Origin of the sequence: Yoonia maritima (genome assembly GCF_002933395.1) — a bacterium.
GTDB classification, from domain to species: Bacteria; Pseudomonadota; Alphaproteobacteria; order Rhodobacterales; family Rhodobacteraceae; genus Yoonia; species Yoonia maritima_A.
On the sequence record NZ_PKFN01000007.1, the window covers coordinates 764,660 to 784,836 of the forward strand.

Annotated in this window: 19 protein-coding genes and 1 other RNA gene; 12 read left to right on the forward strand and 8 right to left on the reverse strand. The window is 52.3% G+C overall.

Annotated elements, in window-relative coordinates; translation table 11 throughout:
* The first annotated feature begins 55 nt into the window (after positions 1 to 55).
* The 5 genes from CYQ09_RS05275 (at position 56) to hemN (ending at position 4,157) form a co-directional block, all read left to right on the forward strand.
* Positions 56 to 1,099, forward strand: coding sequence for an extracellular solute-binding protein (locus CYQ09_RS05275; RefSeq protein WP_106744336.1), 1,044 nt, complete (start codon positions 56 to 58; stop codon positions 1,097 to 1,099).
* A 122-nt stretch (positions 1,100 to 1,221) separates the two neighbouring features.
* Positions 1,222 to 1,566, forward strand: coding sequence for a hypothetical protein (locus CYQ09_RS05280; RefSeq protein ID WP_106744337.1), 345 nt, complete (start codon positions 1,222 to 1,224; stop codon positions 1,564 to 1,566).
* 64 nt (positions 1,567 to 1,630) lie between these two features.
* Positions 1,631 to 2,077 (forward strand): copper chaperone PCu(A)C, encoded by a 447-nt coding sequence (locus CYQ09_RS05285; RefSeq protein WP_106744338.1) that lies wholly within the window; start codon positions 1,631 to 1,633, stop codon positions 2,075 to 2,077.
* 54 nt (positions 2,078 to 2,131) lie between these two features.
* Complete coding sequence (locus CYQ09_RS05290) at positions 2,132 to 2,740, forward strand: SCO family protein (RefSeq protein WP_106744339.1); 609 nt, start codon at positions 2,132 to 2,134, stop codon at positions 2,738 to 2,740.
* Positions 2,741 to 2,807: 67 nt separating this feature from the next.
* Positions 2,808 to 4,157 (forward strand): oxygen-independent coproporphyrinogen III oxidase, encoded by a 1,350-nt coding sequence (hemN, locus tag CYQ09_RS05295; RefSeq protein ID WP_106744340.1) that lies wholly within the window; start codon positions 2,808 to 2,810, stop codon positions 4,155 to 4,157.
* On the opposite strand, the gene CYQ09_RS05300 is transcribed toward hemN, so the two are convergent.
* Positions 4,158 to 5,021, reverse strand: coding sequence for a hypothetical protein (locus CYQ09_RS05300; protein ID WP_106744341.1), 864 nt, complete (start codon positions 5,019 to 5,021; stop codon positions 4,158 to 4,160).
* Between the two features lie 142 nt (positions 5,022 to 5,163).
* Between CYQ09_RS05300 and ssrA the strand changes: the two genes are divergently transcribed.
* The 6 genes from ssrA to CYQ09_RS05330 all read left to right on the forward strand — a co-directional run bounded on the left by ssrA (position 5,164) and on the right by CYQ09_RS05330 (position 9,347).
* Positions 5,164 to 5,511, forward strand: a transfer-messenger RNA (tmRNA) gene (ssrA, locus tag CYQ09_RS05305).
* A gap of 190 nt (positions 5,512 to 5,701) precedes the next feature.
* Positions 5,702 to 6,943: a chromate efflux transporter gene (gene chrA / locus CYQ09_RS05310; RefSeq protein WP_106744602.1), complete on the forward strand. Its 1,242-nt coding sequence runs from the start codon at positions 5,702 to 5,704 to the stop codon at positions 6,941 to 6,943.
* A gap of 67 nt (positions 6,944 to 7,010) precedes the next feature.
* On the forward strand, positions 7,011 to 7,493 hold the full coding sequence (locus tag CYQ09_RS05315) for an SspB family protein (protein ID WP_106744342.1): 483 nt from the start codon (positions 7,011 to 7,013) through the stop codon (positions 7,491 to 7,493).
* 72 nt (positions 7,494 to 7,565) lie between these two features.
* Entirely contained in the window at positions 7,566 to 8,957 is a 1,392-nt protein-coding gene (gene fumC, locus CYQ09_RS05320) for a class II fumarate hydratase (RefSeq protein ID WP_106744343.1), read from the forward strand.
* Positions 8,954 to 9,130: a DUF4169 family protein gene (locus CYQ09_RS05325; protein ID WP_106744344.1), complete on the forward strand. Its 177-nt coding sequence runs from the start codon at positions 8,954 to 8,956 to the stop codon at positions 9,128 to 9,130. The genes fumC and CYQ09_RS05325 overlap by 4 nt, the downstream gene beginning before the upstream one ends.
* Positions 9,123 to 9,347, forward strand: a complete 225-nt coding sequence (locus CYQ09_RS05330; RefSeq protein WP_106744345.1) for a ribbon-helix-helix domain-containing protein — start codon at positions 9,123 to 9,125, stop codon at positions 9,345 to 9,347. The genes CYQ09_RS05325 and CYQ09_RS05330 overlap by 8 nt, the downstream gene beginning before the upstream one ends.
* On the opposite strand, the gene CYQ09_RS05335 is transcribed toward CYQ09_RS05330, so the two are convergent.
* From CYQ09_RS05335 to CYQ09_RS05350, 4 genes are all read right to left on the reverse strand, one after another.
* A complete protein-coding gene (locus CYQ09_RS05335; protein WP_106744346.1) occupies positions 9,344 to 9,583 on the reverse strand; it encodes a hypothetical protein in 240 nt (79 codons plus the stop codon). The genes CYQ09_RS05330 and CYQ09_RS05335 overlap by 4 nt on opposite strands.
* 246 nt (positions 9,584 to 9,829) lie before the next feature.
* Positions 9,830 to 11,185 carry a cytochrome P450 gene (locus CYQ09_RS05340; protein WP_106744347.1) on the reverse strand — a complete coding sequence of 452 codons (1,356 nt, stop codon included), beginning with the start codon at positions 11,183 to 11,185 and terminating at the stop codon, positions 9,830 to 9,832.
* Positions 11,182 to 12,453, reverse strand: coding sequence for a hypothetical protein (locus CYQ09_RS05345; protein WP_106744348.1), 1,272 nt, complete (start codon positions 12,451 to 12,453; stop codon positions 11,182 to 11,184). The genes CYQ09_RS05340 and CYQ09_RS05345 overlap by 4 nt, the downstream gene beginning before the upstream one ends.
* A gap of 62 nt (positions 12,454 to 12,515) precedes the next feature.
* Positions 12,516 to 13,271: a cytochrome c biogenesis CcdA family protein gene (locus CYQ09_RS05350; protein WP_106744349.1), complete on the reverse strand. Its 756-nt coding sequence runs from the start codon at positions 13,269 to 13,271 to the stop codon at positions 12,516 to 12,518.
* Between the two features lie 106 nt (positions 13,272 to 13,377).
* Between CYQ09_RS05350 and CYQ09_RS05355 the strand changes: the two genes are divergently transcribed.
* Positions 13,378 to 13,605, forward strand: a complete 228-nt coding sequence (locus CYQ09_RS05355) for a sulfurtransferase TusA family protein (protein ID WP_106744350.1) — start codon at positions 13,378 to 13,380, stop codon at positions 13,603 to 13,605.
* Between the two features lie 58 nt (positions 13,606 to 13,663).
* Here the strand turns inward: CYQ09_RS05355 and CYQ09_RS05360 are convergent, their stop codons facing one another.
* The 3 genes from CYQ09_RS05360 to CYQ09_RS05370 all read right to left on the reverse strand — a co-directional run bounded on the left by CYQ09_RS05360 (position 13,664) and on the right by CYQ09_RS05370 (position 20,166).
* A complete protein-coding gene (locus CYQ09_RS05360) occupies positions 13,664 to 16,540 on the reverse strand; it encodes an Rne/Rng family ribonuclease (RefSeq protein WP_106744351.1) in 2,877 nt (958 codons plus the stop codon).
* 515 nt (positions 16,541 to 17,055) lie between these two features.
* Positions 17,056 to 18,393: a sigma-54-dependent transcriptional regulator gene (locus CYQ09_RS05365; RefSeq protein WP_106744352.1), complete on the reverse strand. Its 1,338-nt coding sequence runs from the start codon at positions 18,391 to 18,393 to the stop codon at positions 17,056 to 17,058.
* Between the two features lie 18 nt (positions 18,394 to 18,411).
* Positions 18,412 to 20,166, reverse strand: a complete 1,755-nt coding sequence (locus CYQ09_RS05370; protein ID WP_106744353.1) for a sensor histidine kinase — start codon at positions 20,164 to 20,166, stop codon at positions 18,412 to 18,414.
* Positions 20,167 to 20,177 lie beyond the last annotated feature (11 nt).

Sequence of the window (20,177 nt, forward strand, 5' to 3'; positions counted from 1 at the left end):
GCACGCTTGGCGCAGACCTAATCTGTATTTCAGAATTTAATCGGGAGTACGGTTTATGAAATCTAAAACACTTCTTAGCGCTGTTTCATGTGTTGCGCTTACATCCGCTGCCGCGGCGCAAGACGCTGATCTACTGGTCTTTGACTATTCCGGCTTTGAAGATCCAGCTTTCCACAGTGGATATGTGGAACAGCACGGCGACGCCCCAACCTTCGCGTTTTTTGGGGACGAAGACGAAGCATTTCAAAAAATTCGGTCCGGTTTTAAGGCAGATGTCGCGCATATCTGCGCTGGCTCGGTAAGCAAATGGACACAAAGCGGTATAATCGAAGCATGGGATATCGATAAAATCACCGCATATGGTGATTTGGATAGCAATCTAACCGGCACAGACGTTGCCGCCGCTGAAGCAGTCTATTTTATCCCAACTGATTTTGGCTCAACAGCCATTGCCTATAACCCTGAACAAGTTCCAGCAGATGACGTTGCGACACTGCAAGTTTTCAAAAACCCCGCTTATGCTGGCCGACTTACCTTGCCAGACAACGTCGATGATGCTTACGCGCTGGCCTACCTTGCAACTGGGGTCGATAACTGGACCGATGCAACTGATGAACAATTTGAAGCCGCTTCAAATTGGTTGCGTGAAGTTCACCCCAACCTGCGCACCTATTGGACGGACCCCGCAGAGCTGGCACAGCTGCTTTCATCTGGCGAAATTTTAATTAGCTGGGCATGGAACGAAACCTATCCGGCCATGGTCGAAGAAGAACGACCAATTGCCTTTCAACGCGAGGCCACAGAAGGTTCATCTCTTTGGCTATGCGGCTACGTCAACCTCGCTGACAGTCCCGGCGTCGAAGACAAAGCCTATGACTATATGAATGCAATGCTTGCAGATGCATCGGTGGTGCCACTGCTTGACGCCGGTTACGGCTCTGCAAACGCAGTCGCGCTTTCGACCCAAGTTAGCGAGGACGACCTGATTGCATCCGGCCTTGGCACAATAGATGTTCCTGTTTTGGCGCAACTCCCAATGAGCAACGCAATGCGCGAACGCCAAGCAGAAACGTTTGAGCTCATCAAAGCTGGCTTCTAAATAGCTATCGCATAGGCGGTGCCTTAAGTGCCGCCTTTACCGCGTAGGGTGGATCTTGATCGACCGCACCTGCGACGGTTTAACCTTTGTATCTTGCGATCATATCGCCTAACTCTTGCGACATGACCAGACGCGGCCTTATCTCTTGTATCGTTATAATCGCCCTTGCCTTTGTTGGCTTTGGGCATCGCGCTCTTACACCTGCTGTTGATGCCCAAGCGACTGTTTACGTTCTTGCTGGCGGTGACTGGGCCGACATCTGTGGTCAAACGGGTGATCCGCGTCACGCCAGAGCAGACCAATGCCTTGCATGCATTGTTTCACATGGCTGTTTGACGCCTACTCCTGCACAGTTTCCTGCTCTTCAGCTTGCGACATCCACGCTTTGGATTGGGAAAAGCGCATCAATTTCACGTCTTTCTATTCTTGATTGGGCCTACGCCGCACGTGCGCCTCCATTGGCATAACGCCGACAATCAACATCAATGCTATCGTCCGGCCTTTGGCGCGGACCCTTAAGAAAGTCGAACCATGAAATTGAATACCCTTATCGCAAGCGCATTTCTGATTCTCGTCGCACCAGCTGCATGGGCAGAATCCAACATCACAGTGATGCATCCCACCGCTTTTGAAACAGCGCCAACCGCGATGGCTGGCGGTGGCTTCATGCATATTTCAAACGATGGCGACACAGATGATACCCTTCTGAGCGTCGAAGCAGATTTTCCACGTGTTGAACTGCACACCACAGAATTCACCGATGGCGTCGCAAAAATGATGCATGTCGAAGGTGTCCCAGTTCCGGCGGGCGGAATGGTTGCGCTCGAACCGGGTGGCTATCACGTGATGTTCATGGGGCTCCAGGGCGACCCATTTGAGGTCGGTGAAACCATTCCCGCAACGCTGATTTTTGAACATGCTGGCGAAGTGGATATCACTTTTGAAGTGGTCGAACGCACCATGGAACACAATCACTGATAACCCGACACGCGCCTTCGGCCTAACGAAGGCGCCAAACCAAAGGAGACGGCAATGAAAGCTGTCATTATCGGGACAACAACCCTCATTGCGGCGGCGGGGTTGGGTCTATACACTTGGAATGTATCGCAAAACGCCAAGCAAACCCCTTGCGGTGATACCGCAGTCGCATCCTCAGCGATTGGTGGACCATTCGAACTCGTATCTGAAACAGGTGAAACCGTCACAGATACAGACGTTATCACGAAACCAACGCTCGTTTATTTTGGGTACACTTTTTGCCCCGATGTTTGCCCACTTGATAGCGCACGGAACGCGCAAGCCGCTTACCTTTTGGAAGATGAAGGGTATGACATCGGCACTGTGTTCATATCGGTTGATCCTGACCGCGATACGCCACAGGTCGTTGGTGACTTCACCGAAAACTTTCACGAAAACATGATCGGTCTCACCGGATCGGCAGAGCAAGTCAGTGTCGCCTCTAAGGCGTACCGTACTTACTACCGTAAACAAGATGGTGACGACGAATACTACCTCGTCGATCATTCAACGCAGACATATCTGATGATGCCTGACACCGGGTTCGCGACATTCTTTAAGCGCGACCACACACCCGAACAAATCGCTGAAATCACGGCATGTTTTATGGACACAGAGGTCTAGAAATTTTCCCCGCGCCATTTGATCTGGCGCAAATACACAGGCGCGGGGATATGCCATTTCAGACGACATGGATCATATGTCACGCCTTCGCCAGCACGGATTATTTGACGCCCGTGTGCCCCGCTATACCAGCTACCCGCCTGCAACCGCGTTTTCCGCACAGACCGGAGCCGCATTTCAGTCTGAATGCTTGCGCACCCTCGATACCGACACCCCCGTGTCTGTCTACGTTCACATCCCATTTTGTGAACGCTTATGCTGGTTCTGCGCCTGCCGCACGCAAGGCACAACGACACTCAAACCGGTTGAAACCTACCTGACATGCCTAAAAGCAGAACTAGAACTATTGCGCAAAACTTTGCCCGCTGGTTTGAAAATGGGGCAGCTGCATTGGGGTGGTGGCACGCCAACCATTTTGACACCAGACATGATCCGGCACCTCGCGACCGCAATCAAGGATGTCATCTCTCCTACCGCAAACTTTCAATTCTCAGTTGAAATTGATCCTACACTTGTCGATGACGCCAAAATTGAGTCACTCTCAGCAACGGGTATGACGCGGGCAAGCATTGGCATTCAAGATTTTGCACCTGATGTCCAAGCGGCTATCGGCCGCGAACAAAGCTTTGAGACCACGCGTGACTGCGTCGAAAGCCTACGTGCGGCAGGGATCACATCATTAAACGCCGATCTGGTTTATGGGTTACCTCATCAAAACGCTAAAAAGCTGGATGATACGATCTCAAAAGTCATGCAACTGGATCCCGACCGCATTGCCTTGTTTGGCTATGCCCATGTGCCAAACTTCGCGAAACGCCAACAGCTTATTCCCAACGCGGCATTACCAAACGAAGAAACACGCTACCACCTTGCCCAACAAGCCGCCCGCGCGTTTGGAGCAAGCGGATACGAAGCCATCGGTATCGACCATTTTGCAAAGCCCGAAGATTCGCTCACGATTGCGCGAAATCACGGACAACTACGCCGCAATTTTCAGGGCTACACCGACGACGCCAGTCAAAGCCTGATTGGAATCGGCGCCTCGTCAATCTCGCAATTCGCGCAAGGTTATGTGCAGAACGCATCCGCGACAGCGGCCTATATTCAGCGGATCAGCGGCGGAAACCTTGCTGGTCATCGTGGTTATCACCTGTCCGCATTAGACAGACCGCGCGCTGCGGCGATCAATATGTTGATGTGCCAATTCGAAATTGATCTGAGCGCGTTAGATAAATTTCCCAACGCACATACGCTTACCCGGGTCCACGATAGGGTGCTTGCCGATTTTGCGGACCTTGTTGTGCGTGATGGCACTATTCTGCGGATCACACCCGAAGGCCGACCACTCACCCGTATCATCGCACAACGCTATGACGGCTTTAACGATACAACGGCACAGTATTCACAGGCGTCTTGATCAAAATCCGTAAGAAACAGCCGCAGCGACAGCAAGCCCTGCATCTGCGGCATGGACCATTGTGAAATCAGTGCTGATCCCAAGATCAAACGCATATGTAACGCCTACCCCAATCGCGGGGTCTGCGTCTTCGGTTTGGCGCAGCAATGCGGTGAGCTCTGTATCATCATGAATGTCAAATTCGGCAAACATTTCAGCAGTATGTCCAGCATCATTTGCCTCGGCAGCATACAGCCCGAAACCTAAGCGTGCAGGCCCAGCATCATAACGCAAATGCGTTTTTGCATTCCAATCCCAATCTGAATTCTCTGATACAGCCTCGGCCGCCAAATCGACACCCCATCGGCCTGACGCAACGCTGGTACCAATTCCGTAAATGGTAATATCAGTATCCGGCACCCCATGCACTGAGATGCTAAGGTCACGCGCCTGATGGCTGTAGACCGCGCCATAGGGGAGAAATTCAGATTCAGTCATAACCCCGTCGGTTGCCCGGCTACGGGTTGTGCTAATACTGAAAAGCGCGAGACGCGGCATCAACTGCGCCAGTCCGGAAACGGCAAAGCGGTCATATGCGGGTCGCGGAAAACCTAGTTCGACTTTGTGATCATCCTGAGTCCATGTCACAGAGGCATATGTTTCATGCAAGCGTCCGACAACGCCAAACACACCAAGTTCGGCGCCCCAAGCCCCCTCGCCCACCGATAGGTTAAAATCGCCAAAAAAATATCCACCGTCAAAGGTGTCCGTCTTTAAATGGCCCAAAGAAATTTGGTTGGTATCTTCTGCCAACGCCTGCCCAAAGGGGCTAACAACGACAAAGATTGCGGCGACATAGGTCACAGCCGAGTTGGTTTTTAACATCTAACTTAAGCACTCGCGATTTTTTCGGGACGCGTAGCGGTTCATTAAAAAGATGACCACCCCGACGTGGGCAAAACCAGCACAAAAGTGTCAAAAGCACTAAGATGTGATCGCATTAGATATCCTACCCACCTGCATTCGCCCACTTGCACAACCCCGCATGAACACCTATCTGTGTCTTGTCCTTCGGGACTATGAACATAAACGCGCTCGTAATAAGCGGATCGGACCAGGGGGCGGTACCCTGCGTCTCCACCAAAACTGCTCATTTGGCAGCCATGGGGACGAAATAGGATCGACGAACGTCTAAAGGGGTTTGCTTTGTTTCGGTGAGACACCACCGTTATCGGTTCATCAAAGCTAGTTGCAAATGACAACAAAGCACCGATGGCTCTCGCAGCGTAAGCTGTGCGAAATATCGAAACCTTAAGTCCATAGGCTTGCAGTCTATGGCGGGGTCCGCAGGTACCTGGCAACAGAAACCTGCACCTCATCTTATCCCGCTATTCTTTGAAAATATCGTGCGCAGTGCCATTGCCGGTTTATGCGCGCTATTCTTTTCAACCTAATAGCTTTTATGGTTGCGACCTGTGTGTCATCACGGCGACAACTAACATTGTTCAGGCATGGTAATTCACGACGCGCTTTAACTTTGGGTACCTGACGGCAGGATGAAACGCATGATCTTTGAACTCTTTCGCGTTTTTGGACGCATAGGTTTGCTGTCGTTTGGGGGGCCAGCAGCGCAAATCGCGTTGATGCACAAAGAATTGGTCGAAGACCGCCCTTGGCTGAGCGAAGACGAATATCTTAAGGCGTTGTCATTTTGCATGATACTTCCCGGCCCGGAGGCAATGCAGCTTGCCACATATGCTGGCTGGAAACGGATGGGCGTCATCGGCGGGCTGATCGCGGGCGGGTTATTCGTCATTCCCGGCGCCCTAGTTATTGTTCTACTTGCGCTCGCTTATGGGACATACGGAGAATTGCCGCTAGTGCAGTCATTCTTCATGGGCGTGAAGGCTTGCGTTGTAGTCATCGTTATTCAAGCGCTCATCAAAATTGCAAAACGTGCTCTTGTCCGGTCGGCGCATATTGCCATCGCCGTTGGGGCATTCATTGCACTGTTCTTTTTTGCGATACCGTTTCCGATTGTTGTCTTGACGGCTGGCATTATCGGAGCGATTTCAAAATCACCCAATCAAGTCACAACAACAGCACAGCTGCCCAGCCTGCGCAAAACTGTTGTGACAGTCTTGATTGGGGCCGTAATTTGGGCTGCACCGCTGGTTGTTATCGCGCTCACAAATCATCAATTTTTACTTGATATAGGTCTATTTTTTTCGACCCTTGCTGTCGTCACATTTGGGGGGGCCTATGCGGTTTTGGCCTATATGACCCAAGAGGTGGTCGTGTCCTATCAATGGCTCACGACTGCGCAGATGATGGATGCGCTTGGCCTTGCGGAAACGACGCCCGGACCACTTATTCTTGTGACGCAATTTGTTGGGATGGTCGCTGGCATGGCGAAAGGTGGCATAGGGCTCGCGCTTATTGCTGGTGTGCTGACCCTTTGGGTTACCTTTGTTCCGTGCTTTATCTGGATTTTCGCAGGTGCGCCACTTATCGACTGGCTGGATGGGCGGCCACGTTTGCGCGGCGCACTTGCCGCCATCACCGCAGCAGTGGTTGGGGTTATTGCAAATCTATCGCTGTGGTTCGCGCTTCATGTTATTTTTGCGAAAACGACGACACTGCACTGGGGGGCAATGACCGTGATCTGGCCAAGTCTAACCACGGTTCAACCCGTCGCTGTGACGCTTGCCACAATGTCCGGCATCTTGTTGCTTTGGAAAAACTGGTCATTACCCCTTGTTTTATTCATCTCAGCGATCGCGGGGTTGATGTTGGGCGCATTATGACAGCGCCCCCTTTTCACCCGACAAAAACCACGTATGCTGGTCACAACAGATATTTGGGGAAAACACCGTGACCAGCACAATCGACTATGGAAATCTAATGCATCGCGCCATGCGGAGCCTTATCCAAAATGTGCTGATTGATATCGCAAAAGATGGGCTACCCGGCGAACACCATTTCTTTGTGACCTTTGACACAATGCATCCCGATGTCGAGATCGCAGATTGGCTATCAGACCGTTACCCCGGCGACATGACCGTTGTTATCCAGCACTGGTTTGCGGACCTTGATGTCACTGACGAAGGTTTCGGAATCACCCTGAACTTTGGCGATAGCCCTGAACGGCTTTATATCCCTTACGACGCCATTCGGACCTTTGTTGACCCTTCTGTCGAATTCGGCCTGCGCTTTGAGAGCCCCGAAGACGAGGAAGAAGACGCCAATATCCTTGATATCGAAGAAGCGCCGATGGAAGAGATGGTCGAACCCGCGGCAGAGCCTGAAGAACGCCAAGAAGCGGAAGTCGTTAGCTTGGATCAGTTCCGTAAGTAACGCTGCGATCTTGCGATCCTGCGGGCTGCAGCTTAAACCCTGTTTTGAAATTATTTCAAAAGGGGTTCATCCATGACCGAGACACGCACAGAAACCGATAGTTTTGGCCCACTTGAGGTCCAAGCGGACCGCTATTGGGGTGCGCAAACCCAGCGTTCTTTGATGAACTTCCCGATTGGCTGGGAAAAGCAGCCAGTTGCAATCGTGCGTGCGCTTGGTGTGATTAAACAAGCCTGCGCTATGGCGAATAAAGAACGCGGCAAATTGAACGCTGATAAAGCAGACGCAATGATCGCAGCAGCGGCCGAAGTCGTCGCGGGCAAACTGGACGATCACTTCCCGCTCGTCGTATGGCAGACAGGTTCCGGTACCCAGTCAAACATGAACGCCAACGAAGTGATCAGCAACCGCGCAATCGAAATAATGGGCGGCGTAATCGGATCCAAAGATCCGGTCCACCCCAACGATCATTGCAACATGGGCCAGTCTTCTAACGACACTTTCCCAACGGCAATGCACATCGCAGTTGCGACGACTGCACGTGACGTTCTGATCCCCGGCCTTGAAAAACTGCATGCAGCACTGACCGCGAAACAAGAAGAATTCGCTGACATCATCAAAATCGGTCGCACCCACACAATGGACGCAACGCCGCTCACATTGGGTCAAGAATTCAGCGGTTACAGCCATCAGGTCGCGATGGGCCTGCGCCGCATCAAAGCCGCCCTGCCCGCGATCTATGAATTAGCACAAGGTGGCACAGCCGTGGGCACTGGCCTGAACACGCCCAAAGGATGGGGCGAAACAGTTGCCGCGAACATGGCAGAAATCACTGGCCTACCGTTTGTCACAGCACCTAATAAATTCGAAGCACTGGCCGCACACGACGCATTGGTCGAAATGTCCGGCGCGCTGAAAACAGTTGCTGCGAGCCTTTACAAAATCGCCTGTGACATTCGCATGCTTGGCTCTGGCCCACGTTGCGGCCTAGGCGAATTAATGCTGCCAGAAAACGAGCCGGGTTCATCTATCATGCCCGGCAAAGTTAACCCAACGCAGGTCGAAGCGATCACGCAGGTCTGCGCGCATGTCATGGGTAACGACGCCGCTGTCGGCTTTGCCGGTTCACAAGGTCATTTTGAACTGAACGTAATGAAGCCAATGATGGCCTATAACGTGTTGCAATCTATGCAGCTTTTGGGTGATGCATCATCCGCGTTCACAGACAACTGCGTTGTTGGTGTCCGTGCGGATCGCACACGTATCGAAAAGCTGATGCGCGAAAGCCTGATGCTCGTCACAGCGCTGGCCCCCACCATTGGTTACGACAACGCGACAACCGTCGCGAAGACCGCGCACAAAAACGGGACCACCCTGAAAGAAGAAGCGATCAAACTGGGCTTTGTGGATGAAGCAACCTTCGACAAGGTCGTGCGCCCCGAAGACATGATCGGTCCTAAGTGAAACCGATCAACCTAAACCAGGCCCGCAAAGCGCGCACCCGCGCCGAGGCCAAAGCCAAAGCGGACGAAAATGCCGTTCGCTTTGGCCGTACCAAGGCCGAACGCCTGCTGGAGGCATCCCGCGATAAGCAGACAAATGATCGGTTATCCCAGTTGAAATTCGACGATGACTGAGCATGCACGCCCGGTGAAACGGTCGCTCACACTACGTGGGCATCGAACGAGCGTGTCGCTCGAAGATATTTTCTGGGATCAATTTCGGAAAATAGCGGACCAAGATGGCAAAACAATCAATGGCCTAGCCGCTGAAATAGACGAAAGCCGCGAAGACATCGGTCTTGCGTCAGCCTTGCGTGTCTATGTATTAGAGCGCGCGTTATCGCGCGATTAGTCTTTTGAATACAGCGCGCCGCGCAGGCTACCCAAACGTTCAACGTCTTTCTTTTCAACGTCGTTCAGTTTGGTTGGCTTCACCGCTTTAACAGCAGCTGGACCCTTAAACATTTTCGCAACTTCTTGCGGCGTCAGTTGCTTTTCAGCAGTAGGTGACTTTTTCTCAGCTTTAGACTTACGTCCAAATAGTCCGCCAATACCTTTTTTGGACGAACCTGGTAGTGCGATAGTCATGATTGTCCTCGTTTCGCGAGTGGTTTCGATATTCCCGAGGGCAGATTGATGTTCAGATGAAAATCAAACTTCCTATGTTCACGATACATGTAAATGCAGCCATGTGTCGACAAAAACGCCACGTTCAAGCAACTGTGAGCGGGAAGTTGCACAATCCAACACAATCAAAGCGCGCTTATGCCGCAATGCAGACACACTTCAACTGACACCGCCTATTTTTTGATCATTTAGTCAGAATCAGCAAAATCACCGTCGGTTGATTCTCAGCCAGATACCATTCTTTGCACGGACCGTAAGATATGCGACCGGTATTGGTTCACGATTCTCGACTGTCTTGAACTCAAAATCTTGCAACACAGATGCCAATAAAACCACACCTTCGATCATCGCAAAACCTGCGCCAGAACATACGCGCGGACCGCTTGAAAATGGCATGTACGCATCTCGGGCGCAGGATTTTCCATTTTCAGTATCCCAACGACTTGGATCAAAACCATCAGGGTTATCCCACAGTCGATTATGTCGATGCATGTGCCAAGGTGACAGCACGATCTGTGCACCACGTCGAATCAACCGATTTCGAAATGTAGACCGGCTAGTGGCTTCGCGGACCATCATTGGCACCGGCGGATACAATCGTAATGCTTCGCGAAACACGTCTCTTGTCACCTTAAGCTTTGAAAGGTCCGAAAAATTTCCATCAAAGCCTGAAACCTCTGCGGCCACTTTTTCCTGCCAGTCAGGGTATCGCGCCAATAAATAAAGCGTCCATGCCAGTGCAGACGCACTGGTTTCATGCCCCGCCAAAAAGAAAATAGCGACCTGATCGACCATCTCTGACACGGTGAATGTTTCGCCTGTCTTTGGATCAGGTGTCGTCATTATCTTGGTCGCAAGGTCATCTGGCGCGGTCCCAGCGGCAATTAACGCTAAACGATCCTGCGTGAGCTGTGTAATCAAAGAACGGATTTTCCGCGCAGTCCGGCGTGTTTCTGATTTAAAGAACCGCGGCATCCATCGCGGCCCCGGTATAAATGCCGCTAGATTCAGAATGGGTTGCGACCGTTGATATGCCCTGAATTCGTGAAATACTTGTTGGGCGATCTTATCTTCGATGGGTAGTGAAAACAGCGTGCGGAAAATAACGTCAGCGGCGGCATGACTGGTCAGTGCTTCGATTTCTTGCGGTGAACCGTCAGCAATGGGTTCAAGACGCTGCGCTGCCGCCTCCCCTGCAGCCATTATACCCGGAAACGTATCGCGCAGCCGCCCACCTTCAAACGCGGGATCAATGATACGGCGTTGGCGTTTCCATGTTTCGCCGTTCGTCAAAAAGACACTGTCGCCCAACAGCGGGCGCAATCCCGCACCGATGCGCTCTGACTTTGGAAACTCGTCCGGGCGGGCCTTTAGTACCTCTTGGATCAACTTTGGGTCGTTAATCATGTAACTGCGAAAAAACGGCGTGCGAAATTCTGCCATCCAAGCACGATATAGCTTTGCTGGTTGCGCCGATAAGATATCGCGCCGAAACAAACGCAAATACCGGAAAAGCGACACGCGTTCAGGGCGCGCTTTTGGTTTCGGCGGGATCGCGGTCATGAAGGCATAACCGATGTGTACTTTGAAACCGCCACATCAATGCGCGATTTCGAAGGCGGCCGCCCAGCATAGCGGTCCTGCAATGTTACCGGGCCAGCTGTGATCTGAAAATAATCATAGTCCTTTGGCTGATCAAACGCGCATAAATATTGAAAATGTAGCCGAAAAAACCGCCAGCGAAGCGCCTTCCAACGGGCCGGTGTTAGACTTTGGGTAAAGGCCGCAGAAATAACAAGCGGCCAATGCTTACCGGGTGGTGACACTCCGGTCACCCCAACGGGATCGCATAGCGCAAAACAACACCCATCGCCCGGCGCGGTCACATCAACCCAAGTCAGCTGGTTTTGCGCCGAAAGGTATGCAAGATCAGTCCGCAATCTGCGCGCACGTGGAAGGAACGACACCATCGGAACCACATGCCCCAAAGATAAAAAAGCCAGCTTTGGACCATCGGCAGGGACCCTGCCCGCACGGATCAGATCGGCCAATATTGACACAGCCAGATGCGCCCCAGACGAATGACCGACAATCAGCACCTCATCAACATTTCCTAAAAATGCCTCTGCGATGGTGTCCCCGAATTCTGTCATACGCTCATCCAACGCTGCTGGAATTGCACCATAGGACCGCGCAGAAAATGCGTAATCATGCATCAGATAATAGGCGAAAAGCCTGCCGTCTTTTGACTTAAACCATCGAAGTAGGACGATCACGACGGCCGCCCATAAAATATATCTTACCCCCCAAGCAAACCACCCGACGCTATCTGCGACAATCGCGCTTTCAGCCAGCGCGCCGATCCACATCAATCCGCTTTGAACGGCCCCCCCAATAACGCGACCGATGAAAACTGCTGCGAACAACTGTAGCAAAAGCATCCCAACCGGATACAGTGCGGCTATCACTGGCCCTTTGCGCATCCACATTAGTCGGCGCAATGTTCCTGTACTGATATATATCCACGCAGTCTGAAACAGCTGCCAATAGGTCGCTGGAATAGACTGCGCCATGCTGTCACGTACAATGTCAGACCAGACCAAGACATCGACGCGTGCAGCAACATCTCGATCATCAATATGTGCGTTCACAGTCCAGCCAAAGGTCTTATCAGATGAACGCGCCTGCACATCGATCTCGTAGCCACTGATCGCAGCCTGCGCTTCACTTTCGGTCCGGTAAAGTTCGCGGTAACGCCTTGGCGGAATGGGATCATAGCCCGGAATGTGAAACACCCGGCGTCGTTTGACCTGCATGGCTTGGTCGGTCATTGTTGATCCCTATTGATCCTTTGTTGGGACAAGTTAGCGGATCAAAACCAAAAACATAAGTCTTATCCGACTGCGGCTAACGCTGGAAAATTCTCAAGCAGCCAATAGCTTATCGCTGCGAACTGTCCTGTCAGCATCATCAGACCAACGGTCCAGAGCAATAGGCCAGAAGTACGTTCAATGCGCCCCATATGCCGTTTCATCCAACCCATTGCGCCCTTCAAACGCGGAAAGAATGCAGCAACCAATAAAAACGGGATGCCAAGACCAATCGCGTAGACTGCAAGCAATATCGTTCCGCGTCCGATACTAGCTTCGGATGCTGCCAAACTTAGGATTGCACCAAGAATAGGGCCAAGGCACGGCGTCCATCCAAACGCGAACGCCAATCCCAAAAGATAAGCTCCAAAAGCCGACCCGCCTTTGTCACCTGCATCCAAGCGCATCTCGCGGTCAAGAAATCCGATCCGGTATACACCCAAGAAATGTGCGCCTAGGATCATAACGACAATGCCTGCGACGGTGCTAAAATAGTCCTGATACTGAAGCAATGCCCGGCCCATGGTCGAAAAGGCGATGCCAAGCAGGATGAATATCGTCGACAGCCCAAGTACAAAAAACCACGCGGCAACAAAAACGCGGCGCCGTGCGTGGCGCTGTTCCTCAAGCTCACTGACAGATACGCCGCCCATGTAAGCCAAATAGGGCGGCACGACGGGCAGCACGCATGGGCTTAGAAATGACAACACACCAGCAGCAAGCGCGACCAGCATCGCAGGCAGCAGGCCAGCATCAAAAATTGTAGTTGTTTCGAACATTAGGTAACCTCTTGTGTCCCTTCCTAAGCGACGTCGGTGCATTGGTCACCTGCCGTTTTGTCACATCTTAGTGGACATATTGAAACATCGGCCCTAATCGAAAGATATGACACATGATGCTGATCTAGATGCACGGGGCCTGCTGTGCCCCCTTCCCGTTCTAAAGGCGCGCAAGCGATTGCTAGCGCTACAAAGCGGACAGGTTTTACGAATGGTTGCGGATGATCCCGCTGCGGTTATAGATGTGCCACATTTTTGCACCGAGGCGGGCCATAACCTGATCAGCACCGCAGATTCTAAAGACGGCCAAATATATTTGATCCAAAAAGGTTAAACGCAAAACGCCGCCCCCTAAGGGACGGCGTTTGTTTTTTACATGATGGTATTGAAGCTTAGCGGCCCAATGACCACCAACCTTTGCGCTTTGGCTTCGCAGGTTCATCAGATACTTCAGCAGGCGTGGCTTCAACAGGCGTGGCTTCAACAACGGGTACCGGTTCCGGAGCGGGTTCAGCGACCGGAACAGTATCCGGTATAACCTCGACAACAGGCTCAGGTTTCACCTCAGCAACAGGCTCAGGTTTCACCTCAGCAACAGGCTCGGACTTCACATCAGCAACAGGCTCGGACTTCACATCAGCCGCTGGTGCTTTTGCATCAGGATCTGATGAAGCTGGCGTCGCCGCTACCTCTGCCGCTGGTTCAGCCACAACAGCATCCTCAGCCACAACGGCCGCTTTGGGCTTTGCACGACTGCGGCGCTTTGGCTTTGGCTTTTCAGCGACAACAGTATCGTCTGTCGCAGCAGCCTCAACCGGTGTCTCTTCTGTGGTTTCTTTTACCTTCGGTTCCGCCTTTTTACGGGTACGAGTCCGCTTTTTCGGCGCAGGTTTCTCTTCGGCTTCTGGAGCAGCAGCTTTATCTGCTTCTGCTGCATCATCCGCCGCAACAGTCTCTTCAACCTTGGGCGCTGCCTTACGTGTCCGCGAACGGGTGCGCTTTGGCTTTTCTTCGGCGACAGGTGCTTCAGCCTCGGCTTCTACTACAGGTGCATCTGCTTCAACTGTGGCGTCAACAGGTGCTTCTGCTGGGGTAGTTTCAGAAACGTCGTTTGCTTCGGCACCTTCAGTCTGTTGGTTTTCACCATTTCCATTGCCCCCCCGACGACGGCGACGACGCCGGCGTTTACGCTTCGGCTTGTCTTCACCTTCACCGTTTTCATCGTTAGCAACCGCTTCGTTTTCTTCGACCTCGGTCTCAACTGCGATGTCATCATCGTCGTCCATGATAACAGTGGTCGTAACAACAGGTGCGGCCTCTGGGACAACGCGTGTTGCGGTTTTGAACTTCTCAATCGCAAAGTCAGGTGACACCAGCGTTGGATCACACTCAATACGCACTGACAGTCCGTAACGTGCTTCGATATCGCCGATGTGCTCGCGCTTGCCGTTCATCAAGAAGTTGGCAATCGCGATGGGCGCCTTAACCAGTACTTCTTTGGAACGACCACGCACGCCTTCTTCTTCCAACTGGCGCAGGATCGAAAGTGACACGTTATCGTCAGACCGCAGCAGACCCGTGCCGTGACAATGCGAACACATCTGTGTCGTTGCCTCAAGCATGCCGGGGCGTAGACGCTGACGCGACATTTCCAGCAGACCAAAGCCCGAGATACGGCCGACCTGAATACGGGCACGATCAGTCTTGAGCTTGTCTTTGAAACGCTTTTCAACGGCGCTGTTATTCTTGCGTTCGTCCATGTCGATAAAGTCGATCACGATCAGACCGGCCAAATCGCGCAGGCGCAATTGGCGTGCGACCTCATCAGCCGCCTCTAGGTTAGTCTTTAGCGCGGTCTGTTCAATAGAACCCTCTTTCGTGGCACGGCCAGAGTTCACATCAATCGCGACAAGCGCCTCTGTGATGCCGATTACGATGTAACCGCCCGAAGGCAGTTGAACGGTGGGGTTGAACATCCCCCCCAAGTAACTTTCGACCTGATAACGCGCGTAAAGCGGAAGCTGTTCCGTGTAGAATTTCACGTTTTTAGCATGCGACGGCATGATCATCTTCATGAAGTCTTTTGCCGTGCGGTAACCCGCCTCACCTGCAACAATCACTTCGTCGATCTCTTTTGAGTAAAGATCGCGGATGGAGCGTTTGATCAGATCGCCTTCTTCGTAAATCTTCGCGGGTGCGACAGATTTCAAAGTCAGTTCGCGGATCTGTTCCCACATACGCTGCAGGTATTCATAATCGCGCTTGATCTCGGCCTTCGTACGCTGCGCGCCAGCCGTGCGAATGATAAGACCAGCGCCATCAGGCACGGTCATCTCGCCGGCAATTTCTTTTAGCTTCTTACGGTCAGCAGCATTTGTGATCTTGCGGCTGATACCGCCACCGCGGGCCGTGTTTGGCATAAGAACGCAATAGCGACCAGCGAGCGACAGATAGGTCGTAAGCGCAGCACCTTTATTGCCACGTTCTTCTTTAACAACTTGGATCAAAAGAACCTGACGGACCTTAATGACCTCTTGGATTTTGTAGCGCTTGGGGCGCGGCTTGCGCACTGGGCGCACTTCGTCGGTGTCATCCTCTTCAGCGACACTTTCGATGCTGTCATCTTTGCTGCGCGCATCCAACTGCGGCTGTTCGTCATCCGCATCATCGGCAGACGGCGTTTCAACCGGTGTGTCAGAGACCAGCACCATAGGAGAGCTGCCTTCATCGTCGTCGCCAAGATCGATGGTTTCCATACCCGCAATATCGCCAGAGGTTTGCTCTTCTGGCGTTTCAACTTTGGGTGTTTCAACATCCGCGACAGCCGGGGATTCAGTGTCGGCGGCATCCTCTGCAGGTGCAGCTTCGGCTGTTACGACGGCATCCTCAGTTTCAACAACTGCTGGCTTTGGTTTCGCGCGGCTGCGGCGGCGTTTAGGCTTTTCTTCCTCTGCTTCTGCCTCAGCCTTTAGGCTTTCGGCATAGGCCTTTTCTTCGGCCATAAGCGCTTCGCGATCAGCGACCGGGATCTGGTAGTAATCGGGATGAATTTCCGAAAACGCCAAAAACCCATGACGATTTCCACCGTAGTCTACGAATGCAGCCTGCAGGGATGGTTCAACGCGCGTAACCTTAGCGAGGTATATGTTGCCAGCTAGCTGGCGTTTGAACTGGCTTTCAAAATCAAATTCTTCGACCTTGTTGCCGTCGACGACAACGACGCGGGTTTCTTCCGCGTGTGTCGCATCGATTAACATTTTCTTTGGCATATTGTCCGTTCGCACATAACCCGATAGCCCCCCCTGGGGGAGCAGTTGTTCGTGTTACGTGTCTGATTAAGGCGATCTGCGCGCGGGCAAATACGGGGCCCCTCAGGGCCACTGCATCCTTGCCTATATACGTCGCGCGTTGCATCGCGTTTCTTCTCCGACCTCAGGTCAAGCCTAAGGCCCATTCAGGGCCCGGTCAGCGTCTTTACCGCATGACCAGAGCGTTCTTCTGACCCCTTGGGATCAAATCAGCTGCGATCAACATGTGTGAAACACCATTGATGCAGAGAATCTTTCAAAGGTGCAGGACATTCCCACGTCACCCGTCCCTCATACATAAGGGAGGACAGTGACCGATTACAATCGGAAACTGTTTCTTTTCCGTTCACGACCAAACGCAAAGCGTTGAAATAAGCATAAAATGTGCATCAAAAGCGACATTCAGAGGCTCAAAAGAAAAATGGCAGGAATGTATCATCATTCCTGCCACCCAAATTTACTGTAGAGATCTGACATCAACCCCCAAGATAGTCAGACCGCTGTAATCCATATTTAGCCATTTTTTCATTCAGCGTGCGACGCGGCAGACAAAGTTCATCCATGACAGAAACAATCGATCCGCGGTGGCGGCGCATTGTGTTGTCGATAAGCATCCGTTCAAAGGCTTCAACGAATTCCTTTAGTGGTTTCCCTTCAGTCGTAATTGCGGGCTTCATTTCTTCGGTATCAGCCATCAGTAGCGACGCAATCGACCCGGTTCCGCGACGGTTTTGAAGAACTGCACGCTCTGCCACATTGATAAGCTGCCGAACGTTACCCGGCCAAGGGGCTTGCAAAAGCTGGGCGGCTTCTTGCGCGCTAACCTCTGGGGCATCACACCCATATTCATCGGCGAACTGTTCGCTCAGGCGGGCGAATAGCGTCAGGATATCTTCGCCGCGCTGCCGCAGTGGCGGAACAGTGATGCGCAACGCCGCCAACCGGTAAAACAAATCAGGACGCAGCACGCTTTCGCAGGTTTTATCCTGCTCTTGCAGGTTACAAATCGCAACGATGCGCGTTTCGGCAGGCGTCCCCTGCTCATTGATCGCAGTTAACAACCGCGCCTGCAATGCGTGGCTGAGAGCCTCGATATCCTCAAGCACCAATGTGCCGCCTCGAGCTTCTTCGATCGCAGGGATCGGCTCATCATCGCGGGCGGGGCCAAAGATCACACGACCAAGTGTCTCTTCATCGTACGCAGAACAGCTTAGCAGTACGAATTTCTTAGACGCGCGGGCACCAACGGCATGCAAAGCATGCGCGACAAGCGTTTTACCTGTACCGGTTTCACCTTCGATCAGCACATGACCATCGGCCTGCCCCAGATCCAAAATGTCTTCTTTCAAACGCTCCATCGGTGGCGACTGACCAATCAATTTTTTGATCAGCGCGGACCCGTCTGACAGTTCCTTACGAAGCGCACGGTTATCCAGTGTCAAACGCCGCGCATGCGTTGCCTTTTTCGCAAGTTCGGTCATCCGATCCGGATTAAACGGCTTTTCAAGGAAATCAAAAGCCCCAACGCGCATTGCCTCAACCGCCATCGGCACATCACCGTGACCTGTGATCATGATCACAGGCAGCGTGCTATCGACACCTTTGAGTTTTTTCAAAAACTGCATGCCGTCCATACCGGGCATCCGCACATCAGAAACGACGATACCTGGATAATCCGTCCCCAGACCCTTTAGGGCATCCTCGGCTGACGCGAATGTTTCAGTTTCAAAGCCAGATAGCGTCAACCACTGACTAATCGACTGCCGCATATCCGTTTCGTCATCCACGATTGCAATTTTCATGGCTTTGTTCATGCTCATTTTCTTTCCTACCTACTCCGCCGCAGCGACGTGATCTTTCAAACGCGGCAACTGGACCTCGAATATAGCCCCGCCATCTACGGCATTCCGCGCCATCAGTCGCCCGCCAAGGTCGCCAACGATCCCTGATGAAATCGCCAATCCTAATCCGGTCCCATCCCCCGGCTGTTTGGTCGTGTAAAACGGCTCAAACAGCTGATCGAGGTTTTCGATACCTTCTCCGTTATCTCGAATTTGTAGACTGATTGTATCACCAGCCGCGAGCAAAATTTCAACCGTTGGGTTACTTGCCCCCTTAGTCGCGTCCAATGCGTTGCGAAGCAAGTTCACAATAACCTGTTCCAATCGCAACCGATCACCTAAAATCATCACCGGTTCATTTGGCAGTGACCTGATGATATTGACGTCTCTTATCTTTAACTGAGGCTCCATCATCGCAAGCGCAGTTGATACCGCCGCGCGAATATCCATTGGTTCAAATGCGTCAGCACCTTTTCGCGCGTATGACTTAAGCTGACGAGTAATTGCGCCCATGCGTTCAAGCAGATCGTCGATACGCTGGAAGGATGACATTGCTTCTTCTGGGCGTTCACGTTGCAGCAAAAGCCGCGCACCAGCTAGGTATGTTTTCATCGCAGCCAAGGGTTGGTTTAGCTCGTGACTTACCGCCGCGGACATTTCCCCCAACGCTGCCAATTTCGACGACTGCGCAATCGTTTGCTCTGCAACCTGAAGCGTCTGCTCAACCTTCTCACGTTCGGCAATTTCCCGCTGCAAACGGCGGTTTAACGCACGAAGTTCAGCTGACTCACGCTGAAAAAACACCAGCCGTGATGCTGTCTTGCGCGACATGAACCAAAACATGACAGCCAAGAGAATCGCAAATCCCATGCCTTCGATAGCAAGAATACCGTTCACACGCTCGCGCACCGATGCATAAGCCGTGTAGCTGACCATTTTCCAGCCTTCATGAGGAACACGTGCCTCGCGGCGTAGCACAGCTTCGCCCGACAAATACGCATCAGCCGGAAGCCCTGTAAGCGCGCGAAAACTGCGCTGCATAACGTCCCAAAATGTTACATTACGGCTATCGCTTAACGCCTCTTTCTCTGTCAAACCGCGCCAGCGTGGCTCTGTGGCCATGATGATTTGGCCCTCGCTATCAAGAACAAGAACGGCTTCTGAGCCGCCGACCCAGCCCGCTTGCAGTAACGCGGAATTCACTTCTACGGCAATCACGCCACGCACCTGACCAAAAACTTCTATTTTACGAGAAAACACGTAAGTAAAATCACCATCCGCATTGCGCGTCGTTGCATAGACAGTTTGATCGCCGTTCAGTGCATTCAAAAAGTAAGGTTCATTCGTGTGCAGGACGCCAACTTCATCATGGGCCGTAGCAGCAACAGTCTCTCCGATACGATCAAGTAGCAGCAGCGAAGCAGATCCAATTTCGGACACAAAAGATAGTAGATGATCTGACGATTCTGAAAAATCGCGATCTTCGAGCGCGCGGATCAGCTCTGGATCACGCGCCAAAAGCTGCGGCACGACCGAATTTCGCTGTAATTCACTAGTGAGGTTCGTCACGTAAAGCGCAAGCCTAACCTCAGAGCTATCGCTAATCGATTCTGTAAACCGCTTTGTTAAAAGCTGGTTCGAAACATAGATAACAATCAGTGCAAACAGGCAGACGACCAAAATCGAAAGACGCAGAAACCATCTGCCCTGACCGTGCCGCCCGTTCGTTGTCTTTGTCGTGCTCATGCACGCACTCT

What these genes read in the sequence shown, in the direction of transcription:
- CYQ09_RS05360 (WP_106744351.1), bottom strand. Translation starts at nt 16,540, where the DNA reads ATGCCAAAGAAAATGTTAATCGATGCGACACACGCGGAAGAAACCCGC.
- CYQ09_RS05340 (WP_106744347.1), bottom strand. Translation starts at nt 11,185, where the DNA reads ATGACCGCGATCCCGCCGAAACCAAAAGCGCGCCCTGAACGCGTGTCG.
- CYQ09_RS05275 (WP_106744336.1), top strand. Translation starts at nt 56, where the DNA reads ATGAAATCTAAAACACTTCTTAGCGCTGTTTCATGTGTTGCGCTTACA.
- CYQ09_RS05370 (WP_106744353.1), bottom strand. Translation starts at nt 20,166, where the DNA reads ATGAGCACGACAAAGACAACGAACGGGCGGCACGGTCAGGGCAGATGG.
- CYQ09_RS05335 (WP_106744346.1), bottom strand. Translation starts at nt 9,583, where the DNA reads ATGACTATCGCACTACCAGGTTCGTCCAAAAAAGGTATTGGCGGACTA.
- fumC (WP_106744343.1), top strand. Translation starts at nt 7,566, where the DNA reads ATGACCGAGACACGCACAGAAACCGATAGTTTTGGCCCACTTGAGGTC.
- CYQ09_RS05345 (WP_106744348.1), bottom strand. Translation starts at nt 12,453, where the DNA reads ATGACCGACCAAGCCATGCAGGTCAAACGACGCCGGGTGTTTCACATT.
- CYQ09_RS05300 (WP_106744341.1), bottom strand. Translation starts at nt 5,021, where the DNA reads ATGTTAAAAACCAACTCGGCTGTGACCTATGTCGCCGCAATCTTTGTC.
- CYQ09_RS05350 (WP_106744349.1), bottom strand. Translation starts at nt 13,271, where the DNA reads ATGTTCGAAACAACTACAATTTTTGATGCTGGCCTGCTGCCTGCGATG.
- hemN (WP_106744340.1), top strand. Translation starts at nt 2,808, where the DNA reads ATGGATCATATGTCACGCCTTCGCCAGCACGGATTATTTGACGCCCGT.
- chrA (WP_106744602.1), top strand. Translation starts at nt 5,702, where the DNA reads ATGATCTTTGAACTCTTTCGCGTTTTTGGACGCATAGGTTTGCTGTCG.
- CYQ09_RS05280 (WP_106744337.1), top strand. Translation starts at nt 1,222, where the DNA reads ATGACCAGACGCGGCCTTATCTCTTGTATCGTTATAATCGCCCTTGCC.
- CYQ09_RS05290 (WP_106744339.1), top strand. Translation starts at nt 2,132, where the DNA reads ATGAAAGCTGTCATTATCGGGACAACAACCCTCATTGCGGCGGCGGGG.
- CYQ09_RS05365 (WP_106744352.1), bottom strand. Translation starts at nt 18,393, where the DNA reads ATGAACAAAGCCATGAAAATTGCAATCGTGGATGACGAAACGGATATG.
- CYQ09_RS05285 (WP_106744338.1), top strand. Translation starts at nt 1,631, where the DNA reads ATGAAATTGAATACCCTTATCGCAAGCGCATTTCTGATTCTCGTCGCA.
- CYQ09_RS05330 (WP_106744345.1), top strand. Translation starts at nt 9,123, where the DNA reads ATGACTGAGCATGCACGCCCGGTGAAACGGTCGCTCACACTACGTGGG.
- CYQ09_RS05355 (WP_106744350.1), top strand. Translation starts at nt 13,378, where the DNA reads ATGACACATGATGCTGATCTAGATGCACGGGGCCTGCTGTGCCCCCTT.